At 36.7% G+C, this 14,249-nt stretch carries 11 protein-coding genes; 7 read left to right on the top strand and 4 right to left on the bottom strand.

All coding sequences use genetic code 11. The features are described from left to right. Positions 1-261 precede the first annotated feature (261 nt). The 5 genes from ACFOW1_RS04210 (at position 262) to ACFOW1_RS04190 (ending at position 5,340) form a co-directional block, all read left to right on the top strand. Positions 262-1,134 carry a helix-turn-helix domain-containing protein gene (locus tag ACFOW1_RS04210; protein ID WP_379012467.1) on the top strand — a complete coding sequence of 291 codons (873 nt, stop codon included), beginning with the start codon at positions 262-264 and terminating at the stop codon, positions 1,132-1,134. Positions 1,135-1,589: 455 nt separating this feature from the next. Beyond that, positions 1,590-1,886 carry an HU family DNA-binding protein gene (locus tag ACFOW1_RS04205; protein ID WP_379012466.1) on the top strand — a complete coding sequence of 99 codons (297 nt, stop codon included), beginning with the start codon at positions 1,590-1,592 and terminating at the stop codon, positions 1,884-1,886. A 21-nt stretch (positions 1,887-1,907) separates the two neighbouring features. After that, entirely contained in the window at positions 1,908-2,762 is an 855-nt protein-coding gene (locus tag ACFOW1_RS04200) for a tetratricopeptide repeat protein (protein ID WP_379012465.1), read from the top strand. A 376-nt stretch (positions 2,763-3,138) separates the two neighbouring features. Next, the gene (locus ACFOW1_RS04195) at positions 3,139-4,689 is read left to right on the top strand and encodes an Rne/Rng family ribonuclease (protein ID WP_379012464.1); all 1,551 of its coding nucleotides are present in this window, start codon (positions 3,139-3,141) and stop codon (positions 4,687-4,689) included. A gap of 276 nt (positions 4,690-4,965) precedes the next feature. Next, positions 4,966-5,340, top strand: a complete 375-nt coding sequence (locus ACFOW1_RS04190) for a hypothetical protein (RefSeq protein WP_379012463.1) — start codon at positions 4,966-4,968, stop codon at positions 5,338-5,340. Positions 5,341-5,666: 326 nt separating this feature from the next. On the opposite strand, the gene ACFOW1_RS04185 is transcribed toward ACFOW1_RS04190, so the two are convergent. After that, on the bottom strand, positions 5,667-6,635 hold the full coding sequence (locus ACFOW1_RS04185) for a WD40/YVTN/BNR-like repeat-containing protein (RefSeq protein WP_379012462.1): 969 nt from the start codon (positions 6,633-6,635) through the stop codon (positions 5,667-5,669). A gap of 640 nt (positions 6,636-7,275) precedes the next feature. On the opposite strand from ACFOW1_RS04185, the gene ACFOW1_RS04180 reads away from it, so the two are divergent. Both ACFOW1_RS04180 and ACFOW1_RS04175 read left to right on the top strand, forming a co-directional pair. Continuing rightward, the gene (locus ACFOW1_RS04180) at positions 7,276-9,828 is read left to right on the top strand and encodes a circularly permuted type 2 ATP-grasp protein (RefSeq protein ID WP_379012461.1); all 2,553 of its coding nucleotides are present in this window, start codon (positions 7,276-7,278) and stop codon (positions 9,826-9,828) included. A gap of 10 nt (positions 9,829-9,838) precedes the next feature. Continuing rightward, positions 9,839-10,714, top strand: a complete 876-nt coding sequence (locus ACFOW1_RS04175; protein ID WP_379012460.1) for a transglutaminase family protein — start codon at positions 9,839-9,841, stop codon at positions 10,712-10,714. Here ACFOW1_RS04175 and rpiB read toward each other — a convergent pair. The 3 genes from rpiB to ACFOW1_RS04160 all read right to left on the bottom strand — a co-directional run bounded on the left by rpiB (position 10,711) and on the right by ACFOW1_RS04160 (position 14,222). Further along, complete coding sequence (gene rpiB, locus ACFOW1_RS04170; protein WP_379012459.1) at positions 10,711-11,163, bottom strand: ribose 5-phosphate isomerase B; 453 nt, start codon at positions 11,161-11,163, stop codon at positions 10,711-10,713. The genes ACFOW1_RS04175 and rpiB overlap by 4 nt on opposite strands. 108 nt (positions 11,164-11,271) lie before the next feature. Continuing rightward, a complete protein-coding gene (locus ACFOW1_RS04165) occupies positions 11,272-12,048 on the bottom strand; it encodes an SDR family oxidoreductase (protein WP_379012458.1) in 777 nt (258 codons plus the stop codon). A gap of 260 nt (positions 12,049-12,308) precedes the next feature. Then, complete coding sequence (locus ACFOW1_RS04160; RefSeq protein ID WP_379012457.1) at positions 12,309-14,222, bottom strand: peptidylprolyl isomerase; 1,914 nt, start codon at positions 14,220-14,222, stop codon at positions 12,309-12,311. Positions 14,223-14,249 lie beyond the last annotated feature (27 nt).

Below are 14,249 nucleotides of genomic sequence, written 5' to 3'. Positions count from 1 at the left end.
TTCATTGCACTGTTTTTTAAGAATACCAGTCAGAAACACAGCAGCAGACTCCTAGCCATCTATATTCTTACGTTTTCTTTGTTTGCAGTTCATAACTTACTAGTGGTAACAGGTTTACTCAATCAATTTCCCTATGCATTTAGGGTCACTAAATTTTTACATTATTTACCCGGCGCGCTTGTGTACTTGTACGTAAGAGCCACTGTAAAGCAAGAACAATCTTTACAAAAAAAAGACTACCTCCTATTTATTCCTACCCTATTGCATTTTGTAGATTTGATTCCCTTTTACTTCACCGATAGAGCTACCAAACAGCAGCAAGTTGCTTCTTTTTTTAAGGATATGAACGCTAGCTTAAAAAACGATGAAGGCTTTCTTCCCGCCTATATTCATCCCATCCTTATATTCATTTTATCAGCAGTGTGTATCTTTTATAGTTATCGCCTACTTCATGGTGCTAAAAAAAATCATTCCAACAATACCGCCATTGATATTTCGGTGTATAAATGGCTTAACTTATTTTTAGCGTTTAATCTTTTATTGGTTAGTACACTCGGTTTTCACATTTTCACACTGCAATTCTTAAAAAATTATAATGTTTTTTTAACTAACTTGATTGAAACAAGTTGTTTACTGATATCAACAGGCATTACACTGTTTTTTCACCCAAATATTCTGTATGGTCTGCCCATATCCCCTACAAAACAATATGGGGAAACGATGCCACCTGAACAATCCGAAGCGAGATTTGAGAAAGTGGATAGCAAGCAACTGGCGATTCCAAAAGAAAAAAAAGAGCAGTATTTGAAATGCATTGAACGGAAAATGAATGAACTAGAACCTTTTTTGCAGCCAGGCTTTAGTTTAAAAGACATGAGTGATATCACAAATATTCCCTACACATATTTATCAACCATTATCAATCAAGAATACCAATTAAATTTTAATGAGTTAGTTAATAAATACAGAATTAACTATGTGAAAGCCATTTTAGAAAGTCCAGAATCTAACTTATATACGCTAGAAGCTATCTCAAAGAAAGCTGGTTTTAGCTCTAGAGCAACATTTTCTCGCGCATTTCTCAAATTTGAGAATTGTTCCCCAAAAGATTATCTAAAAAATCGCCACAATTAGATGACTAGTGGTACTTGAAAATCAACAGATTAGATAATTTATCCTTAATAAGCAGGATGCAAAATGTGTCAAATAGTTGATTTGACACATTTTCCTTTACTAAAATCATCTATAAAGAAATTAGGTAGATTAGTATTGCAATAACTATTGTTTAAACATTAGTTGTTTGAACCCTAAACCCAAGTTAACCCCTATCATGGATTGCTATGTAAATTATTTTACTTGCAGTCCATTTTTGTTTATTGCCATAAATACTAGAAATAGAAAAATTTCGTTTCTACAACGAATTAAACTTCCGCATTTTTTATATTATATGCTTAACCGAAAAAAAGTAATTGACCTATTGCTTAAATAAATAATAAAAAATACTAAAAAATAGTTTGTAATTTTAGATGTAGTTATGGTCAATTTTGTTTTATTTTATAACCTCTAACGATTCACTCAAATTAACAACAATGAGAAAACAAGATTTAATCAATCAGATTGCCGACAGAACGGGCATTCCTAAAGTAGATGTTTTGGTAACATTGGAAACGATGTTCAAAGAAGTGAAAGAAAATATAACTAAAGGAGAAAGCATTTATATACGTGGTTTTGGTAGCTTTTATCCGAAAAGAAGAGCTGCTAAAATTGGTAGAAATATTAAAAAAAACATAGCTGTTAATATTCCAGAACATTATATTCCAGCATTTAAACCAGCCAAAGAATTTATTACAGAAGTTAAAGCGAATTGCAAAGAGCAAGTCAGCTAATTTTGTAGCAAATTTTTTATAGTGACGAAACAACAATCTATTCTGGTAGGCAGTGGCATCGCTGCTATATTGGCTTTATTTATCTTCGGGCAAACAGTTCCTCCAAAGAAACCCAATGTAGCAATGGCTGCCGCTGCAAATAACCAGCAAGCCCCTGCAACTGTAAACTTTACAGATTTATTGGCCAAAGCCAAACAAAAACTTACCCCTGAACAAAACGAACGTATTACGAGATTGGAGAATAGCGTAACACGTGGCGATGTAAAAGAACAACAATTACATATCTATCACCAGCTCGCTCGGTTTTGGAGAGATTCGGCCAAAGTGCTTGAACCCTATATATTTTATAATGCCGAAGCCGCAAAGTTGGAAAATTCAGAAAAAAACCTCACATTTGCCGCCCATCAATTTTTAGATAACTTGATGGTAGAAGGTGACCCTGCTATGCAAACATGGTTAGCCACCAACGCAAAAGTTCTTTTTGAGCAGGCTTTAAAGCTAAATCCAGCCAACGATAGCAGTATTATTGGCCTAGGCGCTTGTTATATTTTAGGTAATATTTCTAACAATCCAATGCAGGGCATTTTACCTATCAAGCAGATTGCTGATAAAAATCCTAAAAATCTCTATGCACAATTAATTTTGGGCTTAGGTGGTAAAAAAAGTGGTCAATACGATAAAGCGATAGAACGTTTTACTGTCATCGTAACAGAAAAGCCAAATGACCTTGAAGGGTTACTAAACTTGGCAGAATGTTATGATGGAAAGGGCGACAAAGCCAATGCCGTAAAATGGTACACAGAAGTGAAGAAAAGAATTCCTAATGAGGAAGCTCAGAAGGAATTAACGAATAGAATAAAACAGTTGACTCAATAAGTAACAATCGTTTAGTGCGTTATTTATCATCATAAATTGAATTTTTTAACAAATTAAAAATGTCTTGGTATGCCTTGTGGTAAAAAGAGAAAACGTCATAAAATTGCTACGCACAAACGCAAAAAACGTTTAAGAAAGAATCGTCATAAGAAGAAATAATTTTTTCTTATTCAGACTTTATAAAATGGTGCAGTACGCATGTGCTGCACCATTTACACATTATTAGGCTTGTTACTATTGTTTCTACCTTACGCAACTTTATCTATTCCTCTACCTCATCTTCAATAGTAAGTAGCAAGCACTAATAGTTGTGACATATGCACCGCAATTCGTTGGGGTGTTGTTGATTTTTATTTATATTAAAGTTGCAAATTTTGTGAACAAAGAATTAATTATAAATGCTAGTCCCTCGGGCGTAGAAATTGCATTTTTAGAAGAAAAAAAGCTGGTAGAACTCCACAACGAAAAGTCTGATGCCAATTTCGGCGTTGGCGACTTATACCTTGGTAAAGTTAAAAAATTAATTCCTGGCTTAAACGCCGCATTTATAGATGTTGGTTTTGAGAAAGATGCTTTCTTGCACTATACAGATTTATCGCCCTATGTAAAATCATTATTGAAATTTACACAGATGGCTATTGTAGACAAGGATGACAATGGCTTTGATTTCTCGAAATTTAATATAGAACCTGAAATAGTTAAAACAGGTAAAATAAATGAGGTATTAAATGGAAAGCCAAGCATTTTGGTACAAATATTAAAAGAGCCAATTGCGGCAAAAGGGCCACGCCTTAGTTGCGAATTAAGCTTACCAGGCAGATTTATTGTTGTTACGCCTTTTAACGAAATTGTTGCTGTATCTAAAAAAATTCATTCTGGCGAAGAAAGAAAACGCTTACAAAAAATTGTAGAATCTATTCGCCCGAAAAACTTTGGTGTAATTGTACGTACGGCTGCCGAAGGCAAAAGCACGGCAGAAATTCACCAAGATTTATTAAGCTTAATTGATACTTGGAACAGTATTCAAGCCAACTTAAAAAATGCCGTGGCACCCGCCAAAATACTCAGCGAGCAGAACCGAGCGACTAGTATTTTACGCGACTTACTGAGCGCAGATTTTAACCGTATCGTTATTAATGATAAAAATATTTATAACGATACCAAAAGCTATATTGATAAAATTGCTCCAGACAAAACAGATATTGTAAGCTACCACAACGGCCCGCTACCAATATTTGATACCTATGGCGTAACCAAGCAAGTAAAAAGCGCTTTTGGCAAAACGGTGAATCTACCAAGTGGGGCTTATTTAATTATAGAACACACCGAAGCTTTGCACGTTATAGACGTGAACAGTGGGTATAAAAGTGTGAGCAATAGTCAGGAAGAAAACGCCTTACAAACCAACTTAGAAGCGGCGGAAGAAATTGCAAGGCAGTTGCGCTTACGCGATATTGGCGGTATTATAGTGGTAGATTTTATAGACATGAAACTGCCAGATAATAGAAAGCAATTGCAAGAAGCCATGGAAAAGTTTATGCAAACTGACCGTGCGAAACATGCCGTATTGCCGATTTCTAAATTTGGCTTGATGCAATTGACTAGGCAGCGCATGCGCCCAGAACTAAGTATCAATACCTCGGAAGTATGCCCAGTATGTAGTGGTACGGGTAAAATATCTTCTACCCTATTACTAGAAGATGAAATAGAAAAGCGTTTACAATATTTAATTAGCCATTCGCACAAAAACTTAATGCTAATGGTACACCCTATCTTGTACTCGCATCTCACAAAAGGCATATTCAACTCTATTTTTAAACGATGGAAACGGAAACATAAAACCAAATTATCTATTGAAGCCAATAATAATTTCCATTTGATAGAGTTTAAATTTTACGACGAGAACGAAGAAGAAATTAAGTTTTAACCTACTTACAAACGCATTTTACAAAAGCCATCCATATAATTGGGTGGCTTTTGTATTTGATGTAGTGGTAATTAGATAAACCAACACACTAACGGTACTCAAAAGCAAGCTGAACAGAGAAAATAAAACATGAAGAACGCAAAAAACTAAAAGCGATAGTAACCACCGAACAAAAAGCCAAACTCGCCGAATTGCAACCAAAAAAGAAGGGCTAAAAAATTGATATGCACCAATAGCAGTTACATTCACCATACAATTTAAAAACACACCACAATTATGAAAAAGTTAATCGCATTACTTGCTATCGTATTAGCAGTTATCACCAACGTCAACGCTCAACCACCACAAGGCGGTTATGATCCTGCCCAAATGAAAGAAATGATGAAAAATAGATTCAAAGAATCTATGAGTTTTCTAACACCTGTGCAGTTAGATTCGGTAGTAAACATTGTAATAGATGCACGTAGTGGCATGAGAGGCATGAGAGAGATGAGTGATGAAGATAGACAAGCTGCCATGAAAAAATCTGCCGAAGCCAGAGATAAAAGATTAGACGCTGCCTTACCAAAAGATGTAGCACAAAAAGTAAAAGATGTATTGGCACAACAACGTCAAGGCGGTGGTCGCCCTCAAGGTGGCGGTAATAAATAGTTGCTGTAAGGATGATGAATAATGAAAAAAGCCTCACAAATATTGTGGGGCTTTTTTATGACATATGTAATTGCGTACCCGATTATAATCTAATATCCTTTCCTCAATGGATTACATCACCAATCAGTTACTATATTATGTCCAATTCCTGCCGATGTTGGTGTTCTTCATCAATATCAGTCATAGATGTGCGAGCAAGTAGAAACATATTATTATAGCTCAGTCAAACTATCTATTAGTCGTAGTTGCCATTGGAATTTTGTAGAGAAGTGGGAAGCCTATTAGCGGAGTTGAGATGTTGGTGAAGAATACCAACATCGGCGGAATTATTTATTTGTAATGATACTACCTTTAGAACCAATTATAAATATTCTATCTTGATTTATAAATATCTTATTCAACTGAATTGAATCATAGATTTTTTCTAATTGCCAATTCTTACCCTCATCAAGAGAATGATAAATTCCGTCAAAAGGTGTAATCCAAAAAGCTTCCTGTTTATTAATGAAGTTGATTTTGCCAGTATTAAACTTAAGCGTTGCGTTATTTTGTTTTTGCCATGAAATTCCACCATCAATAGTTTGATAGATGTTATATCCGACCATAACGTACCCAATATTTTCACTTATAAAATAAAAACTGTTAATAAACCCTAAATTAAATGATAAATTTTTCCATGTAATGCCACCATCACTAGATTTGGTTAAGCTCCCATAACTAGGAAATATACCAGAAGATGCATATAAAACACTATTTGAAACTCTCTGAAAATCGTTATAACTAGTAACAATAGGGTTAACAAAAAGAGGCTGAAAATGAGTCCCATCATATTTATATACAACATTTCCTTTCAGCAAGATTCTATTTGTACTATCTGTGAAATCAATTTTACTAATATAGGCACTAGCTGAAGTTAATGATGTATCTAAATTTTTCCAACTCGCTCCACCATCAGTGCTTCTAAAAACACTATAAAATCCCGTATAAATATCATTTGCGTTTAAAGCAAATAACTCACCTACGCCACCAGCTTCTGGTACCGGAAATGTTTTAATGCTCCAAGTACTTCCACCATCCTCAGTTCGAAGTAATACATTAAAGTAATTTCCAACTTCTTGATTTATCCCAAGAATGTATCCAGTATCAGCATTTAAAAAGTTAACATCAACAAGATTTCCTTTGAATGGAGATTGAATTAATTTCCAATTACTAGTCGAATTCAATGAATCTTTTTTACAGTTTGTTAAAAAGAAAATACTTAAACATATCAATAATAGATTCACAACTCTTAACATAGTAGAAATATTAAAACTTAAATTAACCAAAAAAGACTAAAATCGGTAAAAACTGTATTAAATAATTACCATTAAATAAATAAAAGTACATATCAATAATATCAGTTCATATTTTGGATTGAAGTTTCCCGCCGATGTTGGTGAAGAACACCAATATCAGTCATAGGCGATGCGAGCAAGTAGAAACATGTTATTATAGCTCAGTCAAACTATCTATTAGTCGTAGTTGCCATTGGAATTTTGTAGAGAAGTGGGAAGCATATTAGGAAAGTTGAGATGTTGGTGAAGAACACCAACATCAGTCATAGACGATGCGAGCAAGTAGAAGCGTATTATTATAGCTTAGCCAAACTATCTATTAGTGGTAGTTGCCATTGACATTTTGTAGAGAAGTGGGAAGCCTATTAGCGAAGTTGAGATGTTGGTGAAGAATACCATCATCGGCGGGATGACTTATCATTTGCCACTTTAAACAGAAAGGATTTTGAGCGAATTGATTAACAAAATATTATTGATGCTCCATAATATCCATTGCCCCCTCACCTGTGGGGCTTTTTATAACTTTCATTTAACGGTAAATACCTAATTTTAGCAAGTAGCAACCAACACAAATTTACTCTAGCTGTTTTTTAAGCATTCAATGATTACACAATTAACAAAAGACTATCTCTCGCAACAGGTATTAGCCAATCAGTATTCTTATAATGAATTGTTGGGTGAAGATGGGCATCTGCAAGCTTTTTGGAGCATATTTTTTGAATCGCTCAACAAACTCGGGCAAGCAGAAATTGAAGATAGAAGCCGTGATATATTGCGCCTGCTGAAAGAAAATGGCGTTACCTATAATATTTACGATGATCCCTCTGGCCTTAACCGCCCTTGGAATTTAGACCTTATTCCTTTTCTCATCAGCAAGGAAGAATGGAAAAAAGTAGAACCAGGCTTGGTTCAACGGGCCAACTTACTGGACCTGATTTTAAAAGATATTTATGGGGACAGATTACTCATAAAGCAGGGTTTGCTACCAGCCGAACTCATTTATAACCACAATGGTTTTCTGCGCCAATGTGTAGGTATTGCGCCCCAAAGTAAGCACAGTTTAATTTTATATTCTGCCGACCTAGCACGTAGTGCCAATGGCAATATTTGGGTACTAAACGATAGAACACAAGCCCCGTCTGGCTATGGCTATGCCTTAGAAAACAGAACGGCGATGAGTCGCATCAATCCCGAGTTATTTACGGGTTTAAAAGTAAGGCAGCTATCGGCTTATTTTAATGATTTACAACAATCGCTACAAAGTATTGCCCCACATGATCATGAAAACCCAAGGGTGGTTATTTTAACGCCTGGGCCCAGTAATGAAACCTATTTTGAGCACTCTTACCTCTCATCTTATATGGGCTTTACTTTGGTGCAAGGCGATGATTTGATGGTAAGAGATAATTATGTTTGGTTAAAAACCATTGGGGGACTTGAAAAAGTAGATGTGATACTTCGCAGAGTAGATGACATTTATTGCGACCCATTGGAACTGAAAAGCGACTCGCAATTAGGTGTACCAGGTTTACTACAAGCGGTACGTTGCGGTAATGTGAGCATTGCCAATCCGCTTGGTAGTAGCATACTAGAAAACCCAGGCTTGATGCCATTTTTGCAAGGGATTGCTCGTCGCTTTTTTAAAGAAGATTTAATTTTACCTACTATTGCTTCTTGGTGGTGTGGGCAGCCCAAAGAACTAAACTATGTGTTGAACAACCTAGAAAAGCTGGTAATTAAAAAAATATTTAGAAACAATTTAGCTGGTAGTAATTCTATAGATGCAGCATTGTTATCGAAAGAGAAAATCTATCAATTAAAGCAAGACATCAAAACACACCCACACTTATTTGTAGGGCAAGAAAAAGTGGTGTTTGCATCTACACCTGCTTTGGTTAATGGGAAAATAGAACCCCGAAATGCCCTGTTTAGAAGCTTTTTAGTAAGTAGCCACGATACCTATACGGCTATGTCTGGCGGGCTTACTAGAACATCGTCTCGTAAAGACAATATGCTGATTTCGAATCAGCTTGGGGGTATTAGTAAAGATACTTGGATTATTTCAGCCAATAAAGACCATGCGCATCACCATCGGAAAGAGTTGTTTAAAACCATAACACCAGCCTCTAGCGGCGTATTACCAAGCCATACAGCTGAAAATCTATTTTGGGTAGGTCGCTATGCCGAGCGCATATTAGGCAACGCCAGATTCCAGCGCACCGTGATGCAATCGGTTACCGACGGACATAAATCGCTGATAGACGATGACGATGTAGAAACAGAAAAAGTATTGTTACAAGCACTTACGAATTTTACGTTTACCTACCCGGGTTTTGTAGATGAAGATCAACCAATACAAGATGTATGGGGGGAACTACGTAGCGTCTTGTTTGATGACAAACGTAATTGTAGCCTTGCTTATAATTTGCAATTGTTTAGCCGTGCAGTATATGCCGTGCGAGGCCAATGGAGCACCGACACATGGCGAGTGTTGCGCACACTGGAAGAAGATTGGATGACGGCTTCTAAGGCAAATTTGACACATTTTAAAATGATGACAGCCTTAGATAATCTCATCACGTCGCTAGTAGCATTTATCGGTTTGAACAGAGAAAGTATTTCTAGAGAGCAAGGCTGGCTAATGCTGGATACTGGCAGAAAAATTGAACAAAGCTTGTTGCTTATTCGCATGTTGAGAGCCACACTGGTAAGTTTTATTAATGAAGATGTAGATTACAATTTACAGGAAGCGGTATTAAAAAGTAATGAGGCTTTGGTAAACTATCGTTATAAGTATCGTGTATCGATACAGATGCCATTAGTACTTGAATTACTTTTATTAGATATTAATAATCCCCGGTCATTAATTCACCAATTAGATAGAATTAAAGGACATTTTACGCAGCTACCAAGGTTTGGAAACCTAGAACAATTAGCCGAACACGAGCGCTTAATTCTCGAAGCGCATACATTGGTAAAATTGGCTACCAAAACGCATTTAGCACATTTGAACGAAGATGTATTGGAGTATACCCACCTGAGTGATTTTTTAAATAAAGTGTACAATTTGTTATCGGCCATACCAGATGCGATTTCTAAAACCTACTTTAAACATGCGCAAGCGCAAAAGCAATTGTTTTCGGCTGATTTGTAAATAGATACCCATGATCTACAGAATTACCCATACTACTGAATACACTTACGCAGGTTCTATTAGTTTGTGTCACAATATTGCCATGCTAATACCACGAGATACGGAACAGCAGTTACGCAAAAAAACCACCATCCACATTAGCCCAGAGCCAGACGTAATGAATGAATATGAGGATTTTTTTGGCAATAAAGTACTGTATTTTGCAATACAACATCAGCATAAAAAATTATCGGTGACGGTTACCAATGAAATTGAAAAGCAGAAATCACCTGCTAGTAATTTGTATGGCAATATCGCTTGGGAGCAAGCGCGGCAACATTTATTTGAACCCAATCCAGATTATATTGATGCAAGACAGTTTATTACTGAAACGAGCATGACAACTATTGATGAGCAAATTACATTATATGCTTTACAATCTTTTAAGCCCAATAGACCCATCTTTGACGCCGCCAAAGATCTTATGCAACGAATTTTCAAAGACTTCAAATTTGATCCTGATTTTACAACAGTGTCTACACCAGTAACGGAAGTCATGCGATTGAAGAGAGGTGTTTGTCAAGATTTCGCCCATTTAGCCATTGCTTGCTTGCGCTCAATAGGTTTACCAGCAAGATATGTCAGTGGCTATATAGAAACTTTACCACCGCCGGGCAAAGAAAAGCTAGTAGGTGTAGATGCCTCACACGCTTGGTTTTCGGTATTTATACCAAACTTAGGCTGGATGGATTTTGACCCAACCAATAATCAGATACCGAGCGACCAGCATGTAACTATTGGTTGGGGCAGAGATTATGCAGACATCACCCCACTAAAAGGTATAATCTTGAGTAGTGGCTCACACAAATTAAGGGTATCAGTAGATGTAAGACGATTGAATGCCTAACAAGCAATTTTATCTACTCGTCTGCTATGCCTACCACCTTCAAATGCAGTGGTCATAAAGTTTTCTATAATTTCTTCAACTAGGGCTAAAGCAATAAAACGTGCAGGGATGCAGACAATATTCGCATTGTTATGCTGGCGAATTAACTTCGCAACATCATTTTGCCAAGCCAAACCAGCACGAATATGTTGGTGTTTATTGGCCGTAATAGCTACACCATTTGCACTACCACAAAACAAAATACCAAATGCACATTCGCCACTTTCAACACTTGCAGCTGTTGGGTGTGCAAAGTCAGGATAGTCAACACTTTCAATTGAATGGGTACCAAAATCTTTTACGGTAAAGCCTTTGTTAGTAAGCCAAAGTTTAATCGCTTCTTTGTATTCAAAACCAGCGTGGTCTGCACCTAAGGCAATGGGCTTTGTTGTATCAAAAACTGAGTTCATGGTGAATATTTAGATAGCAAAAGTAGTTATGTGTCATCAATCATAAGAGATGAATAATTACTACCATCTAATATCATATATCTTACATCCAACATCATACATCAAACCTTACCCCATGGTACCTTTTACAGCACCACCATCTACACTAATGGTTTGCCCTGTGATATAGCGACTGTGCTTGCTTAGCAGCCATACAGCTATACTTGCAAAATCATCTGCCTCGCCTAAAAACTGAACTGGTATTTGTGCAACAGCCGCAGCTTTTACCGTTGGCTCATCTATACCCGTTTGCTCACTTTTCTTTTTGTAAATACGATTAATAGCAGGCGTGTTGTGCGAGCCTGGTGCTAGAATATTTAAAGTAATACCTTGAATGGCTACTTCTAAGCTGAGGGTTTTTACCATGCCTACTACCGCTAAACGCAGCGAATTACTGAGTACCAAATTTTCTACAGGTTGCTTAACAGAATAACTTTCTACAAATACACATCTACCGTAGTTGTTGGCTTGCATGAAAGGTATTAAAGCTTTTGTTAGTGCCACTTTCCAGCGTAAGATATTGTTGTAGGCCGAATCCCAATCTTCCATGGTTGTTTCTAGTACTGTCTTAGCTGGCGGTCCACCTGCATTTAATACCACGCCGTGTAACTGTCTATCACCAATGGCATTCAAAATATTTTCTATAGCAGTTGGTTGTGTAATATCTAGCGCCAATGTTTCTATATTATTTGGATACTGTTCTTGCAATAAGTGTAACTGATCGGCACTTCTTGCAATGGCTATTACTTTAGCGCCTTCATTAACCAAAGCGGTGGCAATGGCTCTACCCAATCCTGATGTAGCACCGCCTACTATAAACAACTGATTATGTAAGTATAAATACATGATAAATAATTTAATATATTAGATGAGTAGAAAAAGAATAATGTATCAATATAAATATCTCCCCACGTTTCCTACATATTCTAATAGCATTATAGCTTTCCCTTTAAACGTTTCAGTAGTGTAAGGATTTACAACCATGATACCTTAGCATTAACTACAAGTTATTAGAATAAAGCTTTAATATCGCTCATTCGCTGTATAACCATTAAGTTCAAGATAAGCAAATAGTTACAACTTTGATTATCCTGCGTTTGATCAATTTAGTGAATGGTTTTAAACACTGCAGTATTTACGGTTACTGGATATTGTTTCTTCAAACCTTCCAACCATTGTTGTTCTAAATAATTTTGGTAGTCATTTATGACCATGCCTTTGGCATCTTCAAAGTTGCGCTGCTCTTTGGTAGTATGCACCGCTGTTACATACATGAAGGTATAAGTATCTTCATTGGCGTTTTCTTCTGGTGCTGACATAAAGCCGATTGTACGCTCTATCTTCGCTTTTATAGGTATTGCTGTTTGTTCAAATCGACCACTATCAGCAATACAATTGACACCGTAATCTGCCACTATAGTTCGCCAGTTGTTTGGTGCGGCTTTTATTTTAGTAGCAATTTCTGTAGCCAATACTTTGCTTTTACAAGTAAACACCAAAGCACTTACACCGCTTGCCCATTGGTACTTTTCTGAATGCTGACTATAATAATTTTTAAGCCCTTCGATATTAGTACCCCCCTTTCCCCATACATGCGCATCCATGGCTGCAAATAGTAAGTTGGCTTCATCAAATTCTTTTACTTGCTGTTGCATGGTAGCATTGTAATCGACCAAATGAGCAGTGTAATAATTAATACAACTTTCATCTACAAAATCGCTCAAAGCTTTGCTGTAAAATATTCTATTCGTGATTGCTTCTTTGCGTAGGTATTGGATCCATGCACTGACTGGTATACGTTGTTTTGCAAATGAAAATAGTGTTGTTGTATCTGTAATGCCTTGATAAGTTTTCAATGGTTTATTGGCTAAAGCGCTATCAGTGTAGCCCCACAATGCGTCTTGCAGATAGCTGGCAGACTTGTAATTGGTGAGTTGTAGCCAAGTAGCAATCTTAGCTTTTTTGTAAAGCAATAGTCTTGTGTCGTTTTCTACTTGTTGTTTTAATTGTGCATTGGTACTAGGGTCGTTTAAATCTCTACCTACGGGTAAAATATCAAGTAATTTTACGATGTGGTACCCAATACTCGTTTCAAAAGGTTTGCTTATATCACCCACTTTTTTTAGGCTGTAAATTTGGGCTTCATAATTGGCATCAAATTGACCCACACTTATTTCTGGCAATACGCCACCACTATTTGCTGTTCTAGTATCATTGCTAAATTTTGCAGTAGCAGCTTCAAAGGTTTCACCATGCAGTAGCATTTGGTACACGCTGTCTGCCAGCTTGCTTACTTTTTGCTTATCTGCACTTGTTGCTTGTGGTGGTAGAGATAATAATAGCTGCGCTACTTTTCGTTTGCCTAAAGCCGACCTTTCACCAATGTTTTTAAAAATGTGGTAGCCATATTTGCTGCGATAAGGCTTAGAAAACTGACCTACTTGCAAGGCATATATCTGCGATTCAATGGCATATTGCAAGGTAAATACGGTGATAAAACCAAGGTCACCTTTTACTTTCCTTACATTCTCGTCGGTAGAATATTTGGCTGCCACCTCGCTAAAATCTGCACCTGATTGCAACGCTTTATAGGCTTCTGTTATTTGCTGTAAAGCTTTTATGGTATCACTATTTGGTGCTATAGGTATAAATACATGCGCAGCGTGAATATCTTTTTGGCTTCTGGAAAATGCTTCGTTGACAAGCTTTTTAATACCTACTTCTTCTTTAATAATATTCTCTGCTAGTTGCTGCTCAAAGTTTTTACTTTCAAGCTGAAAAGATGCTGATTCATACAATTTTTCGTCATAACCAGATTGTACCTTTAACTTGTAATTAATATACAAGTTTAGGTATTCCGATAAGGCTTTGCTGCGTTCTACATCGGGAGTAGGATTTTTATTAAACGCCTTCTCAAACTCTTGTTTGCTTACAGCTTTTTTACCATAGGTAAATAAGGTTTGACCATTGACAACTAGCCCACCTATCAGCGCCGCTAGCAACAACCATTGTGATTTCATATGTTTCAGTTAATCGAGGTTTGGGTG

The organism is Parasediminibacterium paludis, assembly GCF_042651445.1.
Classification (GTDB): domain Bacteria; phylum Bacteroidota; class Bacteroidia; order Chitinophagales; family Chitinophagaceae; genus Parasediminibacterium; species Parasediminibacterium paludis.
This window is presented reverse-complemented; position numbering and strand designations above follow the sequence as displayed.

Coding starts and splice junctions, on each gene's coding strand:
- ACFOW1_RS04205 (WP_379012466.1), top strand. CDS start 1,590: ATGAGAAAACAAGATTTAATCAATCAGATTGCCGACAGAACGGGCATT.
- ACFOW1_RS04190 (WP_379012463.1), top strand. CDS start 4,966: ATGAAAAAGTTAATCGCATTACTTGCTATCGTATTAGCAGTTATCACC.
- ACFOW1_RS04185 (WP_379012462.1), bottom strand. CDS start 6,635: ATGTTAAGAGTTGTGAATCTATTATTGATATGTTTAAGTATTTTCTTT.
- ACFOW1_RS04180 (WP_379012461.1), top strand. CDS start 7,276: ATGATTACACAATTAACAAAAGACTATCTCTCGCAACAGGTATTAGCC.
- ACFOW1_RS04175 (WP_379012460.1), top strand. CDS start 9,839: ATGATCTACAGAATTACCCATACTACTGAATACACTTACGCAGGTTCT.
- rpiB (WP_379012459.1), bottom strand. CDS start 11,163: ATGAACTCAGTTTTTGATACAACAAAGCCCATTGCCTTAGGTGCAGAC.
- ACFOW1_RS04165 (WP_379012458.1), bottom strand. CDS start 12,048: ATGTATTTATACTTACATAATCAGTTGTTTATAGTAGGCGGTGCTACA.
- ACFOW1_RS04160 (WP_379012457.1), bottom strand. CDS start 14,222: ATGAAATCACAATGGTTGTTGCTAGCGGCGCTGATAGGTGGGCTAGTT.